Annotated in this window: 22 protein-coding genes; 20 read left to right on the plus strand and 2 right to left on the minus strand. The window is 63.5% G+C overall.

Annotated elements, in window-relative coordinates:
• Positions 1–88: 88 nt before the first annotated feature.
• The 13 genes from E3T38_RS13630 to dapF all read left to right on the plus strand — a co-directional run bounded on the left by E3T38_RS13630 (position 89) and on the right by dapF (position 13,920).
• Positions 89–1,153 (plus strand): efflux RND transporter periplasmic adaptor subunit, encoded by a 1,065-nt coding sequence (locus tag E3T38_RS13630; protein ID WP_174775247.1) that lies wholly within the window; start codon positions 89–91, stop codon positions 1,151–1,153.
• Positions 1,150–1,845, plus strand: coding sequence for an ABC transporter ATP-binding protein (locus E3T38_RS13635; RefSeq protein ID WP_134548683.1), 696 nt, complete (start codon positions 1,150–1,152; stop codon positions 1,843–1,845). Before E3T38_RS13630 ends, E3T38_RS13635 begins: the two co-directional genes overlap by 4 nt.
• The gene (locus E3T38_RS13640; protein WP_134548684.1) at positions 1,842–3,068 is read left to right on the plus strand and encodes an ABC transporter permease; all 1,227 of its coding nucleotides are present in this window, start codon (positions 1,842–1,844) and stop codon (positions 3,066–3,068) included. The genes E3T38_RS13635 and E3T38_RS13640 overlap by 4 nt, the downstream gene beginning before the upstream one ends.
• Before the next feature lie 98 nt (positions 3,069–3,166).
• Positions 3,167–6,061: a DNA translocase FtsK gene (locus E3T38_RS13645; RefSeq protein ID WP_134548685.1), complete on the plus strand. Its 2,895-nt coding sequence runs from the start codon at positions 3,167–3,169 to the stop codon at positions 6,059–6,061.
• Between the two features lie 3 nt (positions 6,062–6,064).
• Complete coding sequence (gene pgsA, locus E3T38_RS13650) at positions 6,065–6,658, plus strand: CDP-diacylglycerol--glycerol-3-phosphate 3-phosphatidyltransferase (protein ID WP_134548686.1); 594 nt, start codon at positions 6,065–6,067, stop codon at positions 6,656–6,658.
• A gap of 4 nt (positions 6,659–6,662) precedes the next feature.
• On the plus strand, positions 6,663–7,172 hold the full coding sequence (locus E3T38_RS13655; protein WP_134548687.1) for a CinA family protein: 510 nt from the start codon (positions 6,663–6,665) through the stop codon (positions 7,170–7,172).
• A 158-nt stretch (positions 7,173–7,330) separates the two neighbouring features.
• Positions 7,331–7,639: a helix-turn-helix domain-containing protein gene (locus E3T38_RS13660; protein ID WP_104127242.1), complete on the plus strand. Its 309-nt coding sequence runs from the start codon at positions 7,331–7,333 to the stop codon at positions 7,637–7,639.
• Positions 7,640–7,762: 123 nt separating this feature from the next.
• Entirely contained in the window at positions 7,763–7,987 is a 225-nt protein-coding gene (locus tag E3T38_RS13665; RefSeq protein ID WP_104127241.1) for a DUF3046 domain-containing protein, read from the plus strand.
• A gap of 322 nt (positions 7,988–8,309) precedes the next feature.
• Positions 8,310–9,455, plus strand: a complete 1,146-nt coding sequence (recA, locus tag E3T38_RS13670; RefSeq protein ID WP_134548688.1) for a recombinase RecA — start codon at positions 8,310–8,312, stop codon at positions 9,453–9,455.
• Positions 9,456–9,517: 62 nt separating this feature from the next.
• On the plus strand, positions 9,518–10,327 hold the full coding sequence (locus E3T38_RS13675; RefSeq protein WP_134548689.1) for a regulatory protein RecX: 810 nt from the start codon (positions 9,518–9,520) through the stop codon (positions 10,325–10,327).
• Between the two features lie 73 nt (positions 10,328–10,400).
• Positions 10,401–12,005, plus strand: a complete 1,605-nt coding sequence (gene miaB / locus E3T38_RS13680) for a tRNA (N6-isopentenyl adenosine(37)-C2)-methylthiotransferase MiaB (RefSeq protein WP_134548690.1) — start codon at positions 10,401–10,403, stop codon at positions 12,003–12,005.
• A 22-nt stretch (positions 12,006–12,027) separates the two neighbouring features.
• The gene (gene miaA, locus E3T38_RS13685) at positions 12,028–13,029 is read left to right on the plus strand and encodes a tRNA (adenosine(37)-N6)-dimethylallyltransferase MiaA (RefSeq protein ID WP_134548691.1); all 1,002 of its coding nucleotides are present in this window, start codon (positions 12,028–12,030) and stop codon (positions 13,027–13,029) included.
• A gap of 15 nt (positions 13,030–13,044) precedes the next feature.
• Positions 13,045–13,920 (plus strand): diaminopimelate epimerase, encoded by an 876-nt coding sequence (gene dapF, locus E3T38_RS13690; protein ID WP_134548732.1) that lies wholly within the window; start codon positions 13,045–13,047, stop codon positions 13,918–13,920.
• Here the strand turns inward: dapF and E3T38_RS13695 are convergent.
• Entirely contained in the window at positions 13,917–14,525 is a 609-nt protein-coding gene (locus E3T38_RS13695) for a class I SAM-dependent methyltransferase (protein WP_134548692.1), read from the minus strand. The two genes, dapF and E3T38_RS13695, sit on opposite strands and share 4 nt — an antisense overlap.
• Before the next feature lie 39 nt (positions 14,526–14,564).
• On the opposite strand from E3T38_RS13695, the gene hflX reads away from it, so the two are divergent.
• The 3 genes from hflX (at position 14,565) to metE (ending at position 19,760) form a co-directional block, all read left to right on the plus strand.
• Positions 14,565–16,142 carry a GTPase HflX gene (gene hflX, locus E3T38_RS13700; RefSeq protein WP_134548693.1) on the plus strand — a complete coding sequence of 526 codons (1,578 nt, stop codon included), beginning with the start codon at positions 14,565–14,567 and terminating at the stop codon, positions 16,140–16,142.
• 220 nt (positions 16,143–16,362) lie between these two features.
• On the plus strand, positions 16,363–17,328 hold the full coding sequence (locus tag E3T38_RS13705; RefSeq protein ID WP_174775248.1) for a methylenetetrahydrofolate reductase: 966 nt from the start codon (positions 16,363–16,365) through the stop codon (positions 17,326–17,328).
• Positions 17,329–17,417: 89 nt separating this feature from the next.
• Positions 17,418–19,760, plus strand: a complete 2,343-nt coding sequence (gene metE, locus E3T38_RS13710; protein WP_134548694.1) for a 5-methyltetrahydropteroyltriglutamate--homocysteine S-methyltransferase — start codon at positions 17,418–17,420, stop codon at positions 19,758–19,760.
• Between the two features lie 98 nt (positions 19,761–19,858).
• Here the strand turns inward: metE and lexA are convergent, their stop codons facing one another.
• Positions 19,859–20,563 (minus strand): transcriptional repressor LexA, encoded by a 705-nt coding sequence (gene lexA, locus E3T38_RS13715; RefSeq protein WP_092341044.1) that lies wholly within the window; start codon positions 20,561–20,563, stop codon positions 19,859–19,861.
• Between the two features lie 291 nt (positions 20,564–20,854).
• Between lexA and E3T38_RS13720 the strand changes: the two genes are divergently transcribed.
• From E3T38_RS13720 to hisH, 4 genes are read left to right on the plus strand one after another with little or no spacing between them, the layout of a single operon-like run.
• Positions 20,855–21,280, plus strand: a complete 426-nt coding sequence (locus E3T38_RS13720) for a LysM peptidoglycan-binding domain-containing protein (protein WP_134548695.1) — start codon at positions 20,855–20,857, stop codon at positions 21,278–21,280.
• A 31-nt stretch (positions 21,281–21,311) separates the two neighbouring features.
• Entirely contained in the window at positions 21,312–22,436 is a 1,125-nt protein-coding gene (locus E3T38_RS13725) for a histidinol-phosphate transaminase (RefSeq protein WP_134548696.1), read from the plus strand.
• 9 nt (positions 22,437–22,445) lie between these two features.
• Entirely contained in the window at positions 22,446–23,069 is a 624-nt protein-coding gene (gene hisB / locus E3T38_RS13730; protein WP_134548697.1) for an imidazoleglycerol-phosphate dehydratase HisB, read from the plus strand.
• Positions 23,066–23,698 carry an imidazole glycerol phosphate synthase subunit HisH gene (hisH, locus tag E3T38_RS13735; RefSeq protein ID WP_134548698.1) on the plus strand — a complete coding sequence of 211 codons (633 nt, stop codon included), beginning with the start codon at positions 23,066–23,068 and terminating at the stop codon, positions 23,696–23,698. The genes hisB and hisH overlap by 4 nt, the downstream gene beginning before the upstream one ends.
• The last annotated feature ends 23 nt before the right edge of the window (positions 23,699–23,721 follow it).

Consider the following 23,721-nt stretch of genomic DNA (forward strand, 5'->3'; position numbering starts at 1 on the left):
CACTCGTCGCCGGCGCGCATCCGCTCGCGAAACGCTAGGCTCAGCCCATCGAGCCTGACCACGTCCGGTCGGCTGTGTGGGGAGTGTCGTGAACATTGCACGCAAATGGGTCTTTCCAATCCTTCGACTCATCGTCATCGCGGCAATCGCTGTGGCCCTCGTGAAGCTCGCGTTCTACCCCGACACTCAGGTTGAGCGCAACCCCGCCGAACCGACCGGGGTCATCGTCGAACCCCAGGTTCCGGTAGGACTGGGCACCATCAGCAACGACGTGACCCTGCCCGGCACGGTCAGCGCCGATCCGGCAGTCGCCGTCAAAGCCACCGCCATCGGCACGGTCGATGAGATTTTCATAGCGGCCGGCCAAAGCGTGAACAAAGACGACAAGATCTACGACATTCGAGTTGAGACGATCAAGGATCCGGTCGAAACAACGGATGTCGATGGCAACGTCATCATGACCCAGCCGAAACCGGTGGTCACCTTCACCAAGGTGCTCGCCCCGATTACTGGAATCCTCAGTTCGCTCACCGTGATCCACGGCCAGAGCGTGGCCGTGGGGGATGCCACCGGGCAGGTCGCACCGCCGAGCTTCTCGGTGAGCGGAGCGCTCAGCCCCGAGCAGCAGTATCGCCTGTTGACCAAGCCGACCGAGGCATCCGTTGCGATCACGAATGGGCCGGCACCGTTCACGTGCACCGGCCTGGCCATCACGACCCCGCTCGCCGGCGAAGCGACCGGCGGCGACGGTGCATCCGGCGGCCAGCCGACCACGAGTGGCACTACCGTCACCTGCGCGATTCCGGCCGAAGTGACCGTCTTCTCCGGTCTGGCCGCCCAGATCACGATCGCTGCCGGCCTGGCCGAAAACGTTCTCGTCGTTCCGACCACCGCCGTCACGGGCTCCGCCCAGACCGGCGTCGTCTGGTTCGTGATGCCAGACGGTGGCACCCAAGAGCGGCCGGTGACGCTCGGCATGACGGACGGCACCAACGTACAGATCATCGACGGGCTCGCCGAGGGCGACCTGATCAACCAGTTTGTTCCGGGTGCCACCGCGGTCAGCCCCGGCGGCGGGGGCTGCGATCTGCAACCCGACGGCAGCACGGTCTGCTTCGGTCCGAGCATCTCCAGCAGCGGGATCTCCAAATGACCCTGCTGCACCTTGAGGGTGTCACCCGCACCGTGCAGCTCATCGATGCGCCGCCGCTGACCATCCTCTCCGGTGTCGACCTCGACGTTGACGTCGGCGACCGGGTGTCAATCGTCGGACGATCCGGCTCAGGCAAAACAACCCTGCTGAACCTGCTCGGACTGCTCGACAACCCCACGAGCGGAACCATGCTGTTCGAAGACCGCTCGGTGCGGTCGCTGTCCTCCGGCGTTCGGGATCGGCTGCGGGGCCGCGAAATTGGCTTTATTTTTCAGCAGTTCAACCTGCTGCAGGGTCGAACCGCCCTCGAAAACGTGATGACTCCGCTGCTGTACGCGGATGGTCGTCAGTTCTGGCAGCGCGCTCGAATCGCCACCGAGATGCTCGAACGTGTCGGCCTCAGCGACCGGCTCGGTGCGCTACCCGACCGACTAAGCGGTGGTGAGCAGCAGCGCGTGGCGATCGCCCGCGCGCTGGTGCGCGGTCCCCGGCTGATTCTCGCCGACGAACCCACTGGCGCCCTCGACCTCGAAACCGGTGAAACCGTGATGGACCTGATCGATCAGGTCGCCACCGAATCCGGTGCCGCCCTGGTGACGATCACGCACGATCCGGCAATCGCCGCCCGTGCCACCAGGCACCTCCGACTTGATCACGGTGTGCTGCAGGTTCGCGGAACGGTGCCAGCATGAAGCGCGTCGCGAGCAACTTGGTCGGCGCCGTGATCGAGGCCTGGCAGGAAGTGCGCATCCACAAAACCCGCGTCATGCTGTCGCTGATCGGCGTTGCCGTCGCCGTCTGCGCCATCACGACCGTGGTCGGTCTCGGCGCGGTCGCCCAGCAGGCGACCGTCGAAGCGAGCGAACGGTCCGGTGGGCGCGCTGCCAGCCTCTCCCTGTTCGTGTCGATGAATGATGGGTCCACCCCGACTGAAATGCCCGAGATCTGGCGTACGGCGCTCGAACGCTACCAGATCGATTACGCCAGCCGGGTGGTCAACAACAGCCAGACGGTGCAGTTCGTCGACGGAGCAGTGCCGGTGCAGACCATCGGGGTCGACCCTCCCTACGGCACCATGCACCGCATCACCCTCGAGAAGGGCGTCTGGTTTACCGACGCGGATCAGGCCCGGCTCGCGCCAGCCGTGCTGGTCAACTCCATCTTCTGGGACCGCCTCAGCCGACCCGACCTGCGCACCCACCCGACCGTGACCCTGGTGGGCGAACGCACGACGACGGCCGTTGTAACCGGCGTCTACCCCGCCCTGTCGTGGGAGACCGAACCGGCCATGTACATGTTGGCCGACGCGCTTACCGCCATCACGCCGGTTGTCACCGACCCGAACCTGCAGTTCGGACCGCCGTCCTACGAGCTGTGGGTGCCGGTCGACGTGTCCGAGCAGTTGGTCACCGCGCTGCAGCGTGACGTGCAGGGTGCTCTGGGGAGTGAGGCATCCGTTCAGGTGAGTCGGCAGGACTACGCAGCGTATATGGAGGGCGACCCGTATCTCTCGCTCAAGCTCACCGTCGGCGCCATCGCCGGATTGGTGTTGTTGCTCGGAGTGCTCGGCCTGGTCAATATCGCCCTGGTCACCCTCAAGCAGCGCATTCGCGAGATCGGCATTCGGCGCAGTTTCGGGGCGACCGCCGGTCGGGTTTTCTTCGCTGTCATGATGGAGAGCGTCGTCGCGACCGTCGTCGCCGGAATTGTCGGGGTGATCGTCGCCGTGCTCATCGTCACGAGCCCGCTCGTCGAGGACTTCATCAGCCAGGGCCAGGTCACCGATTTTCCACCGTTCCCGGTCGAAGCAGCCATCCTCGGACTGGGGTGCGCGACGGTCGTCGGCGCCCTGGCCGGGCTGATCCCCGCGCTGGTGGCGGTACGGGTGAAGGTGATCGACGCCATCCGCTATTGACAGCGAACGAATGCCGCTGCCGGGCTTTCACCTACCGGTCACGCAGACCGTGGGCGTGGGGTCGGCCGAATGTCGGCGGTGCTTGGTAGCGTTATTTCATGGCTACGAGCACTAAGTCGACCGGGCGTGCCCGCACCCCGGCAGCGAAGGGCGCTCCGGCGCGCAAACCGGCACCCCGTGGAGCCGGCGGTACCGCCGCTCAAAAAACCGTCAAGTTCACCGCCACCGACGTGAAACCGAGCGTGGGTGCACGCGCCTGGATGGGCCTGGCTCATGTCACGGGTGGAGCCGCCCGTGCCCTCGGCCCCGAAAAGCTCTCGAAAGACGAGCGCCGCGACGGACTGCCGTTCTTTCTCGTTCTGCTCGCCATCTCCGGCGCCATCGTCGAATGGTTCCTCATCAATGATGTCGTCGCCCAGCAGCTCGACGCATATACCTTCGGTGGCCTCTTCGGCCGGGTAGCCTTCGCCCTGCCGGTCATTCTGCTGCTGTTTTCGGTCTGGCTGTTTCGCAAACCCAGTTCCGTGCACGATAACGGCCGCATCGGCATCGGGCTCAGTCTGCTGCTTGTGACTATTTCCGGGCTGTGTCACATTTTCGGCGTGCAACCACAGCCGCAAGACGGTATGCCCGCTCTCGCACTGGCCGGCGGTGTCATCGGATGGATGATCGCCGCCCCGCTGATCATGCTGACCACATCGATCGGTGCCACGATCGTCGTTATTCTGCTGTTGTTGCTGAGCTTGTTCATCATCACCAAAACCCCGCCGAACCGGGTCGGTCAGCGCACCCGCGAGCTGTACGACTGGCTGTTCGGTGCCGAGCTCACCGACGACGAAGATCGAGCGGCCGAGAAGACGGTCAAGGGGGGCAAGCCGGGCAAGACCGCGCAGGTTGAGCTCGACGGCGTCGACGACGACGAGTCCGAGGGCGCACTGCCGTGGTGGCGCCGCAACAACAGCAAACGCGAGGAAGACCCCGACTTCGGCAGCGCATTATCGACCGAATCCAAACCTGGCCCGGTTGAGGCCGACCCGCTCAGCGTGCTGCTCGGCGGCAACCAGGCGCGCGGTGGTTTCGACAGCGCCATCGAACCCGAGGTCACCGACCACACCGCGCCGCCCGAACGCGACCATTACGGCACGGAGGTGCTCGAAGACCTGCGCAAGGCCGAGCTCGCCGTCAAGCGGTTCACCGGCGAGGTTGACCTTGGCACCGGGCCGCCCACCGGTTTGCGCTCCGACGATCCGGCCGGACACACTGAGGTTCTTCCCGGCTTCGACGACGTCTTCCCGGAATTGAGCCAGGCAGTGGATGCCGAGGGCGCTGCCCTCCCGCCGCTCGCTTCCGTCGACCCCCACCCGGCCATTCCCTATCTCGTACCCGCGGCATCCACTCTCACCGCCGGCCCGCCGGCCAAGGCTCGCTCGGCCGCCAACGATGACGTCGTCAAGTCGATCACCGAGGTGCTGCGCCAGTTCTCGGTCGACGCCAAGGTCACCGGATTCTCCCGTGGTCCGACGGTCACCCAGTACGAGATCGAACTCGGCCCCGGCGTCAAGGTCGAGCGGGTCACCGCGCTGAGCAAGAACCTCTCCTACGCGGTCGCCTCCAACGAGGTGCGCATTCTTTCGCCCATTCCCGGCAAGAGTGCCATCGGCATCGAGATTCCCAATACCGACCGTGAGATCGTGACCCTCGGCGACGTACTGCGGTCGAACACCGCCACCAATGCCACTCACCCGATGACCATCGGTGTCGGTAAGGATGTCGGCGGCGGTTTCGTTATCGCCAACCTCGCGAAGATGCCCCACCTGCTCGTGGCCGGTTCGACCGGCTCCGGCAAGTCGAGCTTCGTCAACTCCATGATCACAAGCCTGCTTATGCGCGCCAAGCCGAGCGACGTGCGCATGGTGCTCATCGACCCGAAACGGGTCGAGCTCGCCGCCTATGCCGGCGTGCCGCACCTCATCACGCCCATCATCACCAACCCGAAGAAAGCGGCGGAAGCGCTGCAGTGGGTCGTGAAAGAGATGGACATGCGTTACGACGACCTTGCGAGCTTCGGCTTTCGCCACATCGACGACTTCAACAAGGCCGTCGTCAACGGCGAGCTCGTGCTGCCGGTCGGCAGTGAGCGAAAGCTCAAGCCCTACCCCTACCTGCTGGTCGTCGTCGATGAGTTGGCGGACCTCATGATGGTCGCCCCGCGCGACGTTGAAGACTCCATCGTGCGTATCACCCAACTGGCCCGCGCTTCCGGCATCCACCTCGTACTCGCCACTCAGCGACCCAGCGTCGACGTTGTCACCGGGCTGATCAAGGCCAACGTGCCGTCGCGGCTGGCCTTCGCGGTCACGAGCGTCACCGACTCCCGGGTCATCCTCGACCAGCCCGGTGCCGACAAACTCATCGGCCAGGGTGATGCGCTGTTCCTGCCGATGGGCGCCTCCAAAGCTGTGCGCGTGCAGGGCGCCTGGGTCACCGAAGACGAGATCGAGAAGGTTGTCAAGCACGTCACCATGCAGGCCCGGCCGGACTACCGGCCCGACGTCTCCATGGTCGCCCCGCGCAAAGAAATCGACTCTGATATCGGCGACGACCTCGAGGTGCTCCTCGCCGCGGCTGAACTCGTGGTCTCGACCCAGTTCGGGTCGACCTCGATGCTGCAGCGCAAGCTGCGAGTCGGTTTCGCCAAGGCCGGCCGTCTGATGGACCTGCTCGAATCCCGCGAAATTGTCGGCCCATCCGAAGGCTCCAAAGCGCGTGACGTGCTGGTGAATGCTGAACAGTTGCCGAGCGTCTTGGCCCGCCTGCGCGGCTCCGACGACGAGCAGCACGCTTTGAAGGCACAGTCCGGGCAATCCCGTGCCGAGTCAGTGCCCGACCCACGCTATGCTGACGACCCGGTAGAGAAAATGTCACAGGGGTATCCTGAAGTAGATGGCGCCGAAGATGACGAGGATGCCTGGAAACTAACCGGCAGGGACTGAACCATGGCAACACCGCACGAATCCGTCTCCCGCCCCAGCAACTGGAACGTGCCCAACCTGATCACGGTCGTGCGCATTCTGCTCGCTCCTGTCTTCGTCTGGATGCTGCTGGCCGACGATGGTGCCCATGACGCTCTGCGCTGGGCCGCCGCCGTACTGTTCATCATCGCGATCGCTACCGACGGCATCGACGGCATGATCGCCCGGCGACACAATCTGGTGACTGACCTCGGTAAGATTCTGGATCCGATCGCCGACAAGATCCTCACTGGTGGTGCGTTGGTCTGCCTGTCGATCCTCGGTGAATTGCCCTGGTGGGTGACCATCGTCATCTTCGTGCGCGAAATCGGCATCACAGTGTTTCGGCTCGTCATGCTGCGCGACCGGGTCATTCCGGCCAGCCGCGGCGGCAAGCTCAAGACCATTGCCCAGTCCGTGGCTATCTCGTTAGCGTTGTTGCCGTTCTGGCTGGTCTTCGGCGAATGGGTGCACTGGGTCAACACGGCCACCATGACCATCGCTCTGGTACTCACCGTGGTCTCCGGCGTTGACTATCTGATCTCCGCCTGGCGCCTGCGAAAGCATAACCTTGCCTGAGGCGGTGCACACGACGGCAGCGGATGCGACGGCCGACCTGGTCGCGGAACTCACTGCCCGTCATTTCACGATCGCCGTCGCTGAATCACTCACCGGAGGGTTGCTCGTGGCCGAACTCGTTCGTATCCCCGGCGCGTCCAAAGTGGTTCGTGGGGGAGTGGTCGCTTACGACAGCGCAGTGAAGCGCGACCTGCTCCAGGTCGATAGCAGTGTGCTCAACGTGCACGGCCCGGTGCACGCCGACGTTGCAAAGCAGATGGCAAGTGGCGTGCGTACCCTGCTCGCGGTGGACGACGTGCGCGCCGATATCGGCGTGTCGACGACGGGTGTCGCCGGGCCCGGCCCCGACGGCGGACAACCAGCCGGAACGGTGTTCATCGGCCTGTCAAAAGGCACCGGTTCCTGGGCCGTGCCGCTGCATCTGAACGGCGATCGGGCCGAGATTCGCGCTGAAACCGTGCGTCGGGCGATTGATGCTGTGCGTGCGCTGATAGCGGAGGGTGACCCGGAATAGTTACTGTTACGGGCTGGTTACATCGAAGACATTCACAAGCAAAGCCCAGTGATTCTCGGTAGTGTCAAAATGTCGGATCGATACAGTATTCTAAACATCCAGCACTGCAATCCGATGGTTATAGGCCTTAATCGACTAGGCATAAGAAGGAGGTTCCGATGATTCTTGTTCGTCAGGAAATCGGCGATGTGCTCAGGGACTTCCGCCTGCAAAAGGGGCGTACCCTGCGTCAGGTCGCAAGCAAAGCCAGCGTCGCGCTCGGCTATCTCAGCGAGGTAGAACGCGGACAGAAAGAGGCCTCTTCGGAGATTCTTGCTTCTGTCGCAGACGCCCTGGAAACCCCGATCTCGGTCATCATGCGTGAAGTTGGTGACCGTCTCGCCGTTATCGAGGGTATCGACCAGTTCCCCGATACGGTACCGGACGAGTTCGTCAAAACGTTCGATTCCGATTTCATGGTGCGGTAACCACTACCGGCACTGCCTCAGGATTTATAACAAAAATCACGAAAACCACCGCCGACGTTGTCTGTCGGCGGTGGTTTTCATTTCGGGAGCGACTGTCAGGTGATGGCAGACTGAAGGAGTGTTGTGCGACTGAGCGAATTTCGCACCGCGATGAAAGAAGAGTTCGGCGACGCCTATGGGCGTGTCCTCACCCGCGACCTCGTGCTCAACCCACTTGGCGGCCGAACCGCCGATCAAGCCCTCACGGCCGGTGTTCCCGCCCGCGATGTCTGGCTGGCCCTGTGCGCCGAGGTCGACGTGCCCCGCAGTCGCTGGTACGGCGCCGGCGTCCCGGCTCCCCGCCCGTAGCGCGGTGGAGCCTTTCTCCCGTTAGGGCGATACTTCGACACGCCGCAAAGAATTTGCGGTAATGCTCGAATGTCTGTTCGGTCTTGATAGACTCCTCCACAGCAGACTTCTTGACAGATTGTGCACCGTTCGATCGTGCCCCCGGCCAGTGTCGGAGGTGCGGCGTACAGTCGAATTTGTCAGAGAACGTCAGCAATTGCCTTGTCGAAACACGCATCGGAGCTCTCGCGGTGGGTGCGCCGACAGCCTATAGGCGCCACTATGCACACCCGCAGCGCCGTTCACAGTCGGCGACAGTGCAGACCCCAAGGAGATAACGACCATGGCATCACAAGCTAACCGCGAAAAAGCTCTCGAAACCGCACTCGCGCAAATCGACCGTCAGTTCGGCAAGGGCTCGGTCATGCGTCTCGGCAGCGACGATCGCGCCCCCGTTGAGACCATTTCCACTGGGTCGATCGCCCTGGACGTCGCACTCGGCGTTGGGGGACTGCCGCGCGGGCGCATCGTAGAAATCTACGGCCCGGAGTCTTCGGGCAAGACCACCCTCACACTGCACGCCATCGCGAACGCTCAGAAGAATGGTGGCATCGCCGCCTTCATCGACGCCGAGCACGCCCTCGACCCGGAATATGCCAAGAAGCTCGGCGTCGACATCGACGCCCTTCTCGTGTCCCAGCCCGACACCGGTGAGCAGGCCCTGGAAATTGCCGACATGCTCGTGCGAAGCGGTTCGATCGACCTGATCGTCGTTGACTCCGTTGCTGCCCTCGTGCCGCGCGCCGAGATTGAGGGCGAGATGGGTGACTCCCACGTGGGACTGCAGGCCCGTCTTATGTCGCAGGCTCTCCGCAAGCTCACCGGTGGCCTCAGCCAGACCAACACGACCATGATCTTCATCAACCAGTTGCGCGAGAAGATCGGTGTGTTCTTCGGCAGCCCCGAGACCACCTCGGGCGGTAAGGCACTCAAGTTCTATGCCTCGGTGCGCCTCGACATTCGGCGCATTGAAACCTTGAAAGATGGCACCGACGCCATCGGTAACCGCACCAGGGTGAAGGTCGTCAAAAACAAGATGGCACCGCCCTTCAAACAGGCCGAGTTCGACATCATCTACGGCATCGGTATTTCCCGCGAGGGCAGTCTGATCGATTTTGGTGTTGACCAGGGCATCGTCAAAAAGTCCGGTGCCTGGTACACCTACGACGGCGACCAACTCGGCCAGGGCAAAGAGAACTCGCGCAACTTTCTCCTCAAGAACCCCGATATGGCCAACGAGATCGAGCGCAAGATTCTGATCAAGCTCGGAATCGGCCCCGAAGGCATCGCAGCCAAGGCCGCCGAAAAGGCCGCTGCCGCGATCGCGCTGGAGGCCGAAACCAAGGCCAAGGCCGAAGCGGATGCCGCGGCTCTGCTCGCCGGTGGCCCGCTCGCTACGAAGGCTCTGCCCGCTCGCAAGACCGCATAACCCGGCAACGCAGCACTAGCAAGGCACCGCACTAAACGAACACCGAAAGGCAGGTCACAGGAATGGTTCGCTTCGAACCCCAGGATGACGCAGGAGAACGCACAGACGCCGGATTGGCTCCCGTGACCTACCTGCATGGTGCGGCCCCGGGCATGAAACGTCGCTCACCCCTCGAGGCCGGTCCGGCCGAGGTCGATTCGGCCGAGGTCGATTCGGCCAAGGTCGAATTGGACGATTCGGCCGAGGTCGATCGGTTTACAGCGGCAGTGGCAGCGGCAGCGGCCAGCAAGCCTGGGACCGATATCGCGGCTGGCGCTGTTCCCGCCGATATGGCGCCAGGCGCCGATGATGACGACTCTTTCTCCTCGGCCGATGCACTCGACCAGCGCGAACGTGCCGAAAAAGTGCTGTTGCACCGACTGCGAGGCCGATCGCTGTCGACGGTCGAAGCACTGCTGGTGCTGAATGCCACCGGTGTCGACTCGGGCGAAGCGAGTGAGATCATCGCGAAGTTCATCGAGTTGAACTACCTCGACGAGACCAAACTCGCCGATCAGATCATCCACAGCCATAACGTGCGCAAGGGTCTAGGACGTACCGGCGTCGAAGCTGAAATGCGTCGGCGCAAGCTCGACCCGAGCGTCATGATGGACAAGCTCGAAGAACTCCCCGACGATGAAGCAGAGCGGGCCATCGAGCTCGCCACCAAGCGCATCGGTCAGATGGAACGCTTCGACGACCAGACTATCGATCGCAGACTTACCGGCTTTCTCATGCGTAAGGGCTACAGCTCGTCAGCGGTACGTCTCGCGATCAAGGCCGCCATGGACAGCCGCGGCGGCGGTGCCGCTTCCCGCGTACGGTTCCGTTGACACCGTCACAAATGCAGAAGTCCATCCGGCACACGGTTCACACACCGCATTGCTCGCGTAAACTACTCTTATTATGAGTATTGTCGCCCCCGCACTAGCCCGCCGCACCGTGATCGCCCCCTCGGCAGCCGCGATCGACGATTCAGGGCAGGCCCGCACCTACGAGGTGCGCACCTTCGGCTGCCAGATGAACGTGCACGACTCTGAGCGGCTCAGCGGCTCGCTCGAGGCGGCCGGCTACGTCTCCGCCAACGGGGGCGAAGCTGACATCGTCGTGATCAATACGTGTGCGGTACGTGAGAACGCCGACAACAAGCTCTACGGCAACCTGGGCTACCTCGCCTCGGTCAAACGTAAGCACGCCGGCATGCAGATTGCCGTTGGCGGCTGCCTGGCCCAAAAAGACAAGAACACCATCCTTGAGAAGGCACCGTGGGTCGATGTTGTCTTTGGAACGCACAACATGGGTTCTCTTCCCAGCCTGCTTGAACGAGCGCGCCACAACGGCGAGGCCCAGCTCGAAATTCTTGAATCCCTCGAGACCTTCCCCTCGACCCTGCCCACAAAACGCGACTCCAGCTACAGCGGTTGGGTATCCATTTCGGTCGGCTGCAACAATACCTGCACGTTCTGCATCGTTCCGGCCCTGCGTGGCAAGGAGAAAGACCGTCGTCCGGGCGAGATTCTCGCCGAAATTCAGTCCCTCGTCGACGACGGCGCTATCGAGGTCACCCTTCTGGGGCAGAACGTCAACTCCTACGGGGTTGAGTTCGGGGACCGTCTTGCTTTTAGCAAGCTACTGCGCGCGGCCGGTAAAATCGAGGGGCTGGAGCGCATCCGCTTTACCAGCCCGCACCCCGCAGCGTTCACGGACGACGTCATCGACGCCATGGCTGAAACGCCCGCCGTCATGCCGCAGCTGCATATGCCGCTGCAGTCGGGATCTGATCGCATCCTCAAATCGATGCGGCGCTCCTACCGCGGAGCGAAATTCCTTGGGATCCTCGATCGAGTGCGCGCCCAGATGCCCAATGCCGCCATCAGCACCGACATCATCGTCGGCTTCCCCGGCGAAACCGAAGAAGACTTTCAGGAGACCCTGCGGGTCGTCGAGCTGGCTCGATTCGCTACGGCGTTCACTTTTCAGTATTCGATTCGTCCGGGTACCCCGGCTGCGACCATGCCCGACCAGGTTCCCAAAGCCGTCGTTCAGGACCGCTACGAGCGGCTCGCGGCTCTGCAGGAACGCATCTCTCTTGAAGAGAACCAAACGTTGATCGGCCGCGAGGTGGAACTGCTCGTCGCTAACGGTGGACGAAAAGACAGTGATACCCATCGTCTGAGCGGACGCGCCCCCGATAGCCGCCTCGTGCACTTTGATGTACCAGCGGGTTCGGCCCGCCCTCGTCCCGGCGACATGGTCACCGTCACCGTGACCCAGGCAGCGCCGTTCCACCTGATCGCCGACTCGACCGACGGTGCGCCGCTGCGTATCCGCTCCACCCGGGCTGGCGATGCCTGGGACCGCCTGGAGGCGCAGTCCTGCGGATTGCCCAGCCATGGTGGTAGCACCGGCGGGGCCGGACCGGTTTCCCTGGGCCTGCCGACCATCGGACTCCGGCTTGCGAGCGGCTCCACCACGATTCCCATTTACAACGTGAACGACGACGAGCGATAGAATTTTGTCGCCTGCACCAGCGGTGACAGCTGTACCAGCGGGACTGATCGCAATCATTGGCTCGACCGGTACTGGCAAGTCTGATTTGTCCCTCGACCTCGCTGAACGGCTGATTGAACGCGGCCAGCTGGTCGAAATCGTTAATGCCGATGCCATGCAGCTGTACCGCGGCATGGACATCGGCACCGCCAAATTATCGCGGTCGGAGCGTCGCGGCATTCCGCACCACCTGCTCGACGTGCTCGACGTGACGGATGAGGCCACCGTCAGCAACTACCAAAGGGATGCCCGCACGGCCATCAACGAAATCGTCGCGCGCGGGGCAGTACCGATCCTGGTCGGCGGCTCCGGCCTCTACGTTTCCGCGGTCGTCTTTGACTTTCAGTTTCCCGGTACCGATCCGGTGTTGCGGGCCCGGCTAGAAGCTGAACTATTGGCGCGCGGAGCGGGCCTGATGTATACCCGCCTGCAGGCCGTCGACTCGCAGGCCGCTTTGCGGATCGGCCCGAGCAACGGTCGCCGTCTGGTGCGCGCTTTGGAGATCGTCGAACTGACCGGCGCACCGCACGTGGCCGCCCTGCCCGCAGAGCCGGTGTACTGGCAGCCCAGCGTGCTGCTCGGACTGCGCACCCCGCGCGAGCAGCTCACTCCTCGGCTCGATGCCCGGGTGCAGCAGATGTGGAGAAGCGGCATCGTCGATGAAGCTCGAGCCCTACTCTCGGTCGGCATCGAAAGAGGCGTCACGGCGAGCCGTGCGATTGGCTATGCTCAGGCCCTCGGCCAGGTGCACGGCACGCTCAGTCAAGACGACGCGATCGAAGCCACCCAACAGCTGACCCGCCGTTACGCTCGCCGGCAGGTGAGCTGGTTCAAACGCTATGCGCACACCCACTGGATGGAGTCTGATTCGTCTAACCGGGTCGACGACGCACTCGCGCACGTTGACCGGGGCAGTGCACCCAGCTCGCCCTCACCAGCGACAGCGTGCGCCGGTTCGGGAGTGCACCCAGCGGCTGCACCGTAAACTAACAGCATGGGCATGACTTTGAACTTCACCAAGGGCCAGGGCACGGGCAACGACTTTGTGCTGTTCGCCGATCCCGATGGCACGTCGGAGCTCACCCCGGCGCAGATTCGCGCCGTGTGCGACCGTAAATTCGGCGTCGGCGCCGACGGCGTCATCCGTGCGGTGCGCAGTAAGAATCTGCCAGACGGCGCGGCCGCCCTCGCCGAGGACGACGCTGCCGAGTGGTTCATGGATTACTGGAACGCGGACGGGACCGTCTCGGAAATGTGCGGCAATGGCATTCGGGTCTATGCCAAATTCCTTATTGAGAACAACCTGGCCGAGCTGCACCCCGGCGACACCCTCACCATCGGCACCCGCGGCGGAGTGCGCGACGTGCAGCGCAACGCGTCCGGTTTCCAGGTCGACCTCGGACGGTGGAAGCTCGACGGGACCGAAGCGCTCGTACGCACCAAAAACTTGCCAGTAGCGCGTCCGGGCCTTGGCGTCAACGTCGGCAACCCACATACGGTTGTCGCTCTCGCCGACGATGACGAACTCGATGCGGCCGATCTCACCTTTATTCCCCAGCTGGATCCCGAACCTGCTGGTGGGGTGAATATCGAATTCGTGGTGCCGAACGACCCGCTGGTCGTCAACGGCGTCGGCCGGTTTCGCATGCGGGTGCATGAACGCGGCAGCGGCGAGACGCTGTCCTGCGGCACCGGTGCAGTGGCGGCCGCTTTGGCCACTCGGCACTGGGCGGGTAAGTCGGCGCCGCACCAGTGGCGGGTGGAGGTACCCGGTGGGGTGCTCGGGGTGCGGATGTTTCCGGCGGAAGATGGAGAACATGTGTCGCTGTCCGGGCCAGCGGAGCTTGTCTTCGACGGGGTCTTGAACCTGGGTTAGTCGCGGTGCACCTGGAGTACTCGAAAGCCCTTGCTGATGGCCTCCCGGGTGGTATCGAAGTGCGACGGGAGTTCTGCTGCGAGCCAACGCTGGAGGGAGTCTGAACCGAGGTTGCGCTGGATGACGAGCCAGGCATCCGCTTTCGGTTCGAGACGAGGCAGCCAGGTCTGCATGAGCCCGTGCAGTTCGTCCTTGCCGACCCGAATGGGCGGGTTCGACCAGATCGTGCGAAACGACACGTCTGTGGGTACGTCGGCGGCGAGCACGGCCCTGATGTTGGTCAGGCCGAGGGCGGCCGCGTTAGTGCGCACAAGATCAAGAGCACGCTCGTTGACATCGACGGCCCAAATGGTTGCCTCGGGGGAGGCGAGCGCAAGGTGCAGGGCGATGGGCCCCCAGCCGCAGCCGAGATCGAGAAAGTGGCCGGTCAGTGGTGGCTCGGGAGCGTACTTGAGTAAAACCTCGGTGCCGGTGTCGATATGGGCCGGGCTAAACACCGAGTTGGCCGTCGTTAGGAGCCGATCCTGACCGTGTAATTGCACGGTGATCTGGCGAGTTTTCAATACGGTGCCAGGCGCCGGAGAAAAATAGTGGTCGGACGACATAAGGGAACCTTTCAACTTCGTTCAACTAAGGTTAATGGGATGAATGATCCAACGGCGCCCTCGGGCAACGACACGGTAGACAACCCAGGCGCAGAATCTCTCGACCCAGACGATGTTGTGGCGCGAGTGTTAGCGAGCGCTGACAGCAAAGCTAGCGGTTACTCACTGTTCCGGAGTGGGTCAGCCCAGGCTCTCCAAGCGCAGTTTTCCGGCGAATACGACGGCAGTGACCACGACGGTGACCAGTCCGAACGTGCCGACCGCAACGCCCTGCGCCGAGTCGGCGGACTGTCCACTGAGCTCGAAGACGTCACCGAGGTCGAATACCGCCAGCTCCGTTTGGAAAACGTTGTGCTGGTGGGCGTCTATACACACGGCACAGTCGACGACGCGGAAAACTCCATGCGCGAACTGGCCGCCCTCGCAGAAACCGCCGGGGCGACCGTGCTCGACGGCTTACTGCAGCGTCGCGCCACCCCTGACCCGAGCACCTACCTCGGTAAGGGCAAGGCCCAGGAAGTCGCCGACATTGTGAAGGCGCTCGGCGCCGATACGGTCATCGCCGACACCGAACTCGCGCCCAGCCAACGGCGTGCCCTCGAAGACGTAGTCAAGGTCAAGGTCATCGACCGTACAGCCGTGATCCTCGACATTTTCAGCCAGCATGCCAAGAGTCGCGAGGGCAAGGCGCAGGTGGAACTCGCCCAGATGGCCTACATGCTGCCCCGCCTGCGTGGTTGGGGTGACTCGATGTCCCGCCAGGCCGGCGGCCAGGTCGGTGGCGCCGGCGCCGGAATGGGGTCGCGTGGCCCCGGTGAGACCAAGATCGAACTCGACCGCCGCCGCATCCACACCCGCATGTCCAAACTGCGCAAGCAGATGGTCGAGATGAAGCCGGCCCGGGAGGCCAAACGCGCCAACCGCAAGCGCAACGCCGTTCCCTCCGTCGCCATCGTCGGCTACACCAACGCCGGCAAGTCCAGCCTGCTCAACCGGATCACCAAAGCCGGAGTACTCGTTGAAAACTCCCTGTTCGCGACCCTTGACGCCACCGTGCGCAAGTCGACGACCGTCGACGGACGCCTGTATACCCTCACCGACACAGTCGGGTTTGTGCGCAACCTGCCGCACCAACTCGTCGAAGCATTTCGCTCAACCCTTGAAGAAGTCGCCGACGCCGACGTCATCGTGCACGTCGTTGACGGCTCGCACCCCGACCCGGTCGCCCAGCTCGCCACCGTGCGCGACGTCATCTCCGAGGTCGGCGCGCGCGACATTCCCGAATTGGTCGTCTTCAATAAGAGTGACCTGATCAGCGACGATGACCGCCTCGTTCTGCGCGGCCTCGAGCCGAAAGCAACGTTCGTGTCGGCCCGCACCGGAGAGGGCATCGAGACCGTCCTCGCCGCCGTGGCGCTCTTGCTGCCGACGCCGCAGATTGAACTCGACCTGCTCATTCCCTACGACCGCGGCGATCTCATCGCAGTTTTGCACGATCTGGGTCGGATTGAGACGACCGAATATGTGGAGACCGGCACCCATGTCACGGCCTTCGTCACCGCGGAGATCGAAGCATCCTTCGCTCCGTATGTCATCATGCCCGGGCTTTCCGCCTAGCGGTCGACAGTCCGCCGCCTGCCGCGATGACACGAACTGTCACATTCGGGCGCGGCGGTGGTGGTGTTGTTAGTGTCTAATCAATCGTTGCCGACGGAATTCGTTCCCCGGCATGGAGCGACAGCCGAGCCCGGCATCCGCCCGCGAGGAACCGCCAGTCTTGGCGCGTCCGCGGCCGCCCGGCCACCACTGCTGTACCGCTTCTGCCGAATGAGGAACCATGACCGCGACAGGGATTTCCGCGTGTAACGCCCGCCCGGCGTTCTCGTTCGAGGTGTACCCACCGAAATCGGTGGCCGCAGCATCCGCTCTCGCCCGCACGATCGATCATCTCGCCGCCGCCGGTCCGGAGTTCATCTCGGTCACCTATGGTGCCAACGGTTCCTCCCGCAACTCCTCGCTCGACGTTCTGCGCTACATCAAGGATCACACGTCAGTGGACGCCATGGCCCACCTCACCTGCGTCGGCTCCTCGCACGCAGACGCCAGTCGGCTCATTCGGGAGTTCCTCGACGCTGGCATCGACAGCTTCCTCGCGATTCGCGGAGACGCACCGCAGGGCACGGTTGAAGGCGACACCACATTTCTCGGCGACCTGCACAGCGCCGGGGAGCTGGTGCAGCTCATCCACCGCGTGCAGACCGAACGCGTGCCATATACCGAGACGGTGATTCCCGGTCTTCCCGGTGCCCGTGGGGTGAAAACCGAACGCAGCAAGGTGCGCATCGGCGTCGCGGCCTTCCCCAACGGCCACCCCAACTCGCGGTCGATTGCCCAGGATATCGACACACTGTTGGCCAAGCAGGCTGCCGGGGCCAACTTAGCGATCACCCAGCTGTTCTTTCACGCCGACGACTATCTGAGCTTCATCCAACGAGCTCGTTCTGCCGGAGTGTTCTTTCCCATTCTTCCCGGCATCATGCCGGTGACCAGCCCGAACCGGTTGCGTCGTATCCTGCAGCTCTCCGGGGAAAAATTGCCGGCCGAACTGTCCATCGAACTCGAGGTCGAACCGACCGAGGAAGGACAGCGCCAGATCGGCATCGACTACGCCGTTCGACTCGGGCAGGACGTTCTCGCGGGCGGTGCCCCCGGCCTGCATCTCTATGCCTTCAACCAGCACGACACCGTGCTGTCGATACTCGAGGGGTGCGGGGCGCGTCCGGTGCCCGCAGCCATGCCCTAGGCCTCGCGCCCGTTCCAGCGCGTAGGCCCACCCACCACGCTCGTCCTCTTCGACCATTCCAGCCACAATCGCTCAGTGAAGGATTCACCATGCCCAGCGCGCCCGTATCCAGCACCTTTCCCCCCGGCACCATCCTCGGTTACCCCCGCATCGGAAGGCGACGGGAGCTGAAGCAAGCCGTCGAAGCATTCTGGTCCAAAACGATCGATGCCGCGGCCCTCGAAGCTGTCGCCGCCGGGCTGCGGCAGCAGACCCGCGACAGGCTCGTCGATCTCGGTCTCGGCCGTACCGACTCCTCGATCCCCGAGTCGTTTTCTTACTACGACCAGGTGCTCGACACCATCGTCGCCGTTGGCGCGATCCCCAGCCGGTTTGCCTCACTCGTCGCCGCAGACGGAACCCTTGACTTGGCTGGCTACTTCACCCTGGCGCGGGGCGAGGGTGAGAACCTACCCCTCGAAATGACCAAGTGGTTCGACTCCAACTACCATTACCTCGTGCCCGAGATCGGCCCGGAGACGGTGTTCTCGCTGGCCGGTGACCGGATCGTGCGTGATTTCGTCGAAGCCAAAGCAGCCGGGTTCCTCACCCGTCCGGTGCTCGTCGGGCCGGTCACGTTTCTGTTGCTCAGCAAGGCCAGCGTTGAAGCTTCGGCCGGATTCTCGCCACTGTCCCGGCTCGATGATCTTCTTCCCGTTTACGCGGCGCTCCTGGCGCGGTTAGCGGATGCCGGCGCGGATTGGGTGCAGCTCGACGAGCCTGGCCTGGTCAGTGAATCCATCGACGTGCCGCGCGCCGAGACGCTGGCGGCCGTCGCATCCGCTTACGGGGTGCTGGGTCGGTTGACCGGCCGGCCGGCGCTGTTCGTTGCGGCGCCCTACGGCAGCCTCGATGATGCCCTCCCGGTTCTCGCCGCCACAGCCGTTGAAGCAATCGGCCTCGACCTGGTGCGGGGAACTCTGCCGCAGGCGGTACCGGGGCTGGCCGGCAAGACCCTCGTCGCCGGGGTGATTGACGGCCACAACATCTGGCGCGGCGACCTGACCGAGGCCATCGGAGTTGCTGAGGGTGTGCGGGCGCTATCGGACTCCGTTTCCGTCTCCACCTCGACCTCCCTGCTGCACGTGCCGCACGATGTGCTCGATGAAACGTCGCTGCCGGGCTCATTGGTGAGCTGGCTGGCCTTCGCGGATCAGAAGGTGGGGCAGGTCGCTACCCTCGCTCAGGGACTTGTCCATGGACGGGCCTCGATCGCCGGGCCGTTGGCTGAAGCCGAAGCGGCGCTGGCTGCGCGGCACAGCGCCCCTGGCGTGCGCGACGGCGCCGTGCGCCTCCGTGCTGCGGCGCTCACCGAGGCCGACTTCAGTCGAGGCGCTTACGCCGATCGACTGAGCGCGCAGGATTCCGCTTTGCAGCTGCCGCCGTTGCCGACAACCACGATCGGATCGTTCCCGCAGACCGGTGACATACGCCGAACACGAGCCCAGTTTCTCAAGGGAACCCTGGCCGCCGATGAGTATCGGTCCCTGATGCGCGCCGAGATCGGTCGGGTGGTGGCCCTGCAGGAGGAGATCGGGCTTGACGTGCTGGTGCACGGAGAACCCGAACGCAACGACATGGTGCAGTACTTTGCCGAAAACCTCGATGGGTTTGCCGTGACCGAGAACGGCTGGGTGCAGTCATACGGCAGTCGCTGCACGCGGCCGTCCATTCTGTGGGGTGACGTATCGCGCCCGGCACCGATCACGGTGGACTGGTCGGTGTACGCGCAGAGCCTTACGACGAAGCCGGTCAAGGGCATGCTCACCGGACCGGTCACGATTTTGGCATGGTCTTTTGTGCGCGATGATCAGTCGCTCGGCGAGACCGCCCGCCAGGTAGCCTTGGCCCTGCGCGATGAGATCGGCGATCTGGAGGCTGCGGGCATCAAGATCGTCCAGGTCGACGAACCGGCCCTGCGTGAACTGTTGCCGCTGAAGAAAAAGGACCACGCGGACTACCTGGATTGGTCGGTCGGCTCGTTCCGTCTCGCCACGGCCGGTGTAGCGGATGCGACCCAGATTCACACCCACCTCTGCTATTCGGAGTTCGGTGTTGTCATCGAAGCCATCCGCAACCTTGACGCAGACGTCACGAGTATCGAAGCAGCCCGCTCCCGGATGGAGGTCGTGCGGGAGATCGAGGCTGGCGGGTTCGATCACGGCATCGGCGCTGGAATCTATGACATTCATTCACCGCGGGTGCCGAGCGTAGACGAATTGACGACCCTGCTCGATACCGCCCTGGAATCGATTCCCGAACGACAGGTCTGGGTGAATCCGGATTGCGGCCTCAAGACGCGTGGCTACGACGAAACAGTGCAGTCCCTGCAGAATATGCTCGCCGCCACGCGGATAGTGCGCGAACGCCTCAGCGCCGACGTGATCGTCTGACGCGTCTAACGCGGTGACTCGTCTGACGCGGTGACAAAAAGGGCCCGACCACCGGTTGGTGGTCGGGCCCTTTTGTGTGACACCAATCAGCGCGAAGACTAGACCGAGCGCAGGACCGCGACTACTTTTCCGAGGATGTCCGCAAAGTCACCGACAATCGGCTCGAAGTTGCTGTTGCGTGGCAGTAGCCAGGTGTGGCCATCGCGCTTCCGCAAGACCTTCACCGTGGCCTCATTGTCGAGCATGGCCGCGACGATCTCGCCGTTCTCTGCGGTTTTCTGCTGACGAACAACGACCCAGTCGCCGTCGCAGATGGCAGCGTCGATCATGGACTCACCCACAACCTTGAGCATGAACAACTCTCCCTGCCCAACGAGCTGGCGGGGAAGCGGGAAGATCTCGTCTATCTGCTGGTCGGCCGTGATCGGGATGCCCGCGGCGATACGACCGACGAGGGGTACCATCGCAGCATCGCCGACCTGTACGCCCGGGTGAAAGCTGTCCTGGTCACCGGTGCCGACGTCTTCTGGGGCACGCTGAATCTCGATGAGGACTTCGAGGGCACGGGGGCGATTCGGGTCCCGGCGCAGGTAACCGCTGAGTTCGAGTTGATTGAGCTGGTGGGTCACGCTCGACAGCGAGGCGAGACCGACCGCGTCGCCGATTTCCCGCATGCTCGGCGGGTAACCGCGCGAGCTCACCGAGCGCTGGATCACGTCGAGAATAGCGAGCTGGCGTTGGCTCAAACTCTTGCGGCGCCGAGTGCCGCCCTTGTCGCGGGTACCACTGGTGTCTTGTGTCACGATGTGCCCTCCTGGAGTATGTCCCGCCTGGCCTGAAACCGTGTCATGCGGGAATGTCGGTGGTGTCTGGTTGAGTGTCAATGCAGCAATTGTCCTATCGAAAGTTTATCCAGTTCCATGCCCTGGAACAAACACTTATTCGAGTGTGTCGCGCTCAATTCCGGGCTGAGCCGAGAAAAAGCTTGCATGTTCGATTGTTCGAAGTTATATTCGGAACATAGTTTCGTATCTGGGCCTCCCGGCCGAGGTCCGGATACGAGACTCGCAACGCGCTTACCTTGGAGGTTTGACATGACCACAGTATTTGCATCAGCAGTTCCCGTATCGGCAGCCCTCACGCCCGTTCCGCGCCTTCGCCTCACCCGCCGCGGTCGCTTGGTTTTCACAATTCTCGCTGCCGTACCGCTGGTGTTCGGCGCCGTGTCTTTCGCCATCAACGGGGGTGCGGCTGGGGCTACGGACTCCGCCACGGGCATCGACCTCATGTCGTACACAACCGACTCCGGAATCGTCACGACCCTGACGTACTCGCCAACCGACGTCGGTTCAGCCCGGTTCATCACGGTCGAACCCGGACAGACCCTGTGGGACCTCGCTGAAGATATTTCGCCGGCGGGCGACCCGCGCGACGTAGTGGCCGACATCAAACGACTCAACGCCCTGGCTGTTGAAACGTTGCAGCCGGGCCAGCGCCTGGAAATCCCCTCCGACTCCTAGGAAGGTATCGGCAGACGCGCGGGGCCGTAGCATGGAGAGGGTGACCAGTCTCGAAGATCTCCCGCTCCGCACCAATCTGCAAGGCCTCACCCCATACGGTGCTCCGCAATTGCATGTTCCGGTGGCCCTGAACGTCAACGAGAACACGCACCCCATTCCTGATGCGGTGGCGCGCGACATCCTGGCTAACCTGGCCGAGGCCATCCACTCGGTGAATCGGTATCCCGACCGTGAGTTCACGGCGCTGCGCGAGGCGCTGGCCCTCTACCTCGGTGAGGGGCTCACCGCCGACAATATCTGGGCGGCGAACGGGTCCAATGAAGTGCTCCAGCAGGTGCTTCAGGCGTTCGGCGGGCCGGGGCGCACCCTGCTTGGCTTTGCCCCGACTTACTCGATGTACTCGATTCTCGCCTCCGGTACCGACACCACCTGGATTCCGGGCGCGCGTGACGCCGACTACGAGCTGTCTCCGGCGACCGCCGTGAGTGAGATCACCCGAATCAAACCCGATATCGTTTTTCTCTGCTCCCCGAACAATCCCACCGGCACCCCGCTCTCGCTTGAAACCATCGCCGCCGTCTACGACGCGACCGACGGCATCGTTGTCGTTGACGAGGCCTACGCCGAATTCGCGCCCGCTGGCACCCCGAGTGCCGTCACCCTGCTGCCCGGTCGGGAACGGCTTCTCGTCTCCCGAACCATGAGCAAAGCCTTCGCCTTTGCCGGTGCCCGGGTTGGCTACCTGGCTGCTGATCCGGCGGTGACGGATGCCCTGCGCCTGGTCCGCCTGCCGTACCACCTCTCGGCCCTGACCCAGGCCGCTGCGAACGCCGCCCTGGCGCACAGCGCCGAGATGCTCGCCATGGTCGACGACATTCGGGGGCAGCGTGACCGGCTCGTGGATGAGCTCGCCCGCCTGGGCTACTCCCCGCACCGAAGCTGGAGTAACTTCGTACTTTTTGGAGGAGTGGCCGACCCGCGAGAGACCTTTGAGGCGTTGCTCGCTGAGGGAATCCTCATTCGCGACGTGGGTATTGCTGGCCATTTGCGGGTGACGGCGGGGACCGAGAACGAGACGTCTCAATTCCTCGAGGCACTGGGCCGCCTGGGACGAGCCGGCACGCCCGGTCAAACCGATTCGGCCCGAGGCGAATAAGCTAGCAGTATGAGTTCTCCTGCCGGCATTCTCGCGCCCCGCGTCGCCCACCTGCAACGGGAGACGAGTGAATCCAGCATCGACCTCTCGCTCAATCTCGACGGCACCGGCGTCAGCGATATCCGCACCTCGGTGCCGTTCTACGACCACCTCCTCACCGCGTTTGCGAAACACTCGCTGTGCGACCTCACTGTGCGTGCTTCCGGCGACATCGAAATTGACGTACACCACACGGTCGAAGACGTGGGAATCGTGCTCGGCCAGGCTATTCGTCAAGCACTTGGCGATAAATCGGGCATCTCGCGCTACGGTGATGCGCTGGTTCCGCTCGACGAGGCTCTCGCCCAAGCCGTTGTCGACATTTCGGGTCGCCCCTACCTGGTGCACACCGGCGAACCGGCCGGCTTCGAATTCCACCTCATCGGCGGACACTTCACCGGGTCCATGGTGCGTCACGTCTTTGAAGCCATCACCTTTCACGCCGGGTTGACCGTGCACGTCACGGTGCTGGGTGGTCGCGACCCACACCACATCGCTGAAGCCGAGTTCAAGGCTTTCGCCCGCGCTTTTCGCCTCGCCAAGGCTCTCGACCCGCTGGTGCACGGTATTCCGTCGACCAAGGGTGCCCTGTGAGCCGGGTCGTTGTCTTTGACTACGGCACGGGCAATGTGCACTCCGCGGTCAAGGCACTCGAACTAGCGGGCGCTGACGTCACCCTGACGAGCGATCGAACCGTCGCCCTCGAGGCCGACGGCCTCATCGTGCCCGGTGTCGGTGCGTTCAGCGCTGTGATGGCCGCTCTCAAGGCGGTGCGCGGCGACGATATCGTCGATCGCCGCCTGGCTGGCGATCGTCCGGTGCTCGGCATCTGCGTCGGCATGCAGGTCATGTTTGAACACGGTGTCGAGCGTGGGATCGACACCGTGGGACTGGGTGAATGGCCCGGAGCGGTCACCGAACTTCCCGCACCGATTCTGCCGCACGTGGGCTGGGACACCGTCACCAGCGCCCCTGACTCCGTGCTCTTCCGAGGAATCGAAGAGGAACGGTTTTATTTCGTGCACTCGTACGCGGCCCAGGCCTGGACGCTCGAGGTCATGCCGCCGTTTCCCGAACCCCGGCTCACCTGGGCCGAACACGGGGCACCGTTCCTGGCTGCCATTGAGAACGGCCCGCTGAGTGCCACCCAGTTTCACCCGGAAAAATCCGGTGAGGCAGGCATCCGCCTGTTGAAGAACTGGATCGGCACTCTGCGCGACTAGCTCGGTGCGCCTAGACTTCACAG

This window comes from Cryobacterium sp. Hb1, from assembly GCF_004403585.1.
In the GTDB taxonomy this organism is placed as follows: domain Bacteria; phylum Actinomycetota; class Actinomycetes; order Actinomycetales; family Microbacteriaceae; genus Cryobacterium; species Cryobacterium lyxosi.

What these genes read in the sequence shown, in the direction of transcription:
- hisB (WP_134548697.1), top strand. Translation starts at nt 22,446, where the DNA reads ATGAGTTCTCCTGCCGGCATTCTCGCGCCCCGCGTCGCCCACCTGCAA.
- E3T38_RS13640 (WP_134548684.1), top strand. Translation starts at nt 1,842, where the DNA reads ATGAAGCGCGTCGCGAGCAACTTGGTCGGCGCCGTGATCGAGGCCTGG.
- dapF (WP_134548732.1), top strand. Translation starts at nt 13,045, where the DNA reads ATGACTTTGAACTTCACCAAGGGCCAGGGCACGGGCAACGACTTTGTG.
- E3T38_RS13725 (WP_134548696.1), top strand. Translation starts at nt 21,312, where the DNA reads ATGGAGAGGGTGACCAGTCTCGAAGATCTCCCGCTCCGCACCAATCTG.
- E3T38_RS13695 (WP_134548692.1), bottom strand. Translation starts at nt 14,525, where the DNA reads ATGTCGTCCGACCACTATTTTTCTCCGGCGCCTGGCACCGTATTGAAA.
- E3T38_RS13720 (WP_134548695.1), top strand. Translation starts at nt 20,855, where the DNA reads ATGACCACAGTATTTGCATCAGCAGTTCCCGTATCGGCAGCCCTCACG.
- E3T38_RS13705 (WP_174775248.1), top strand. Translation starts at nt 16,363, where the DNA reads ATGACCGCGACAGGGATTTCCGCGTGTAACGCCCGCCCGGCGTTCTCG.
- miaB (WP_134548690.1), top strand. Translation starts at nt 10,401, where the DNA reads ATGAGTATTGTCGCCCCCGCACTAGCCCGCCGCACCGTGATCGCCCCC.
- hflX (WP_134548693.1), top strand. Translation starts at nt 14,565, where the DNA reads ATGAATGATCCAACGGCGCCCTCGGGCAACGACACGGTAGACAACCCA.
- E3T38_RS13660 (WP_104127242.1), top strand. Translation starts at nt 7,331, where the DNA reads ATGATTCTTGTTCGTCAGGAAATCGGCGATGTGCTCAGGGACTTCCGC.
- E3T38_RS13635 (WP_134548683.1), top strand. Translation starts at nt 1,150, where the DNA reads ATGACCCTGCTGCACCTTGAGGGTGTCACCCGCACCGTGCAGCTCATC.
- E3T38_RS13645 (WP_134548685.1), top strand. Translation starts at nt 3,167, where the DNA reads ATGGCTACGAGCACTAAGTCGACCGGGCGTGCCCGCACCCCGGCAGCG.
- pgsA (WP_134548686.1), top strand. Translation starts at nt 6,065, where the DNA reads ATGGCAACACCGCACGAATCCGTCTCCCGCCCCAGCAACTGGAACGTG.
- recA (WP_134548688.1), top strand. Translation starts at nt 8,310, where the DNA reads ATGGCATCACAAGCTAACCGCGAAAAAGCTCTCGAAACCGCACTCGCG.
- E3T38_RS13675 (WP_134548689.1), top strand. Translation starts at nt 9,518, where the DNA reads ATGGTTCGCTTCGAACCCCAGGATGACGCAGGAGAACGCACAGACGCC.
- metE (WP_134548694.1), top strand. Translation starts at nt 17,418, where the DNA reads ATGCCCAGCGCGCCCGTATCCAGCACCTTTCCCCCCGGCACCATCCTC.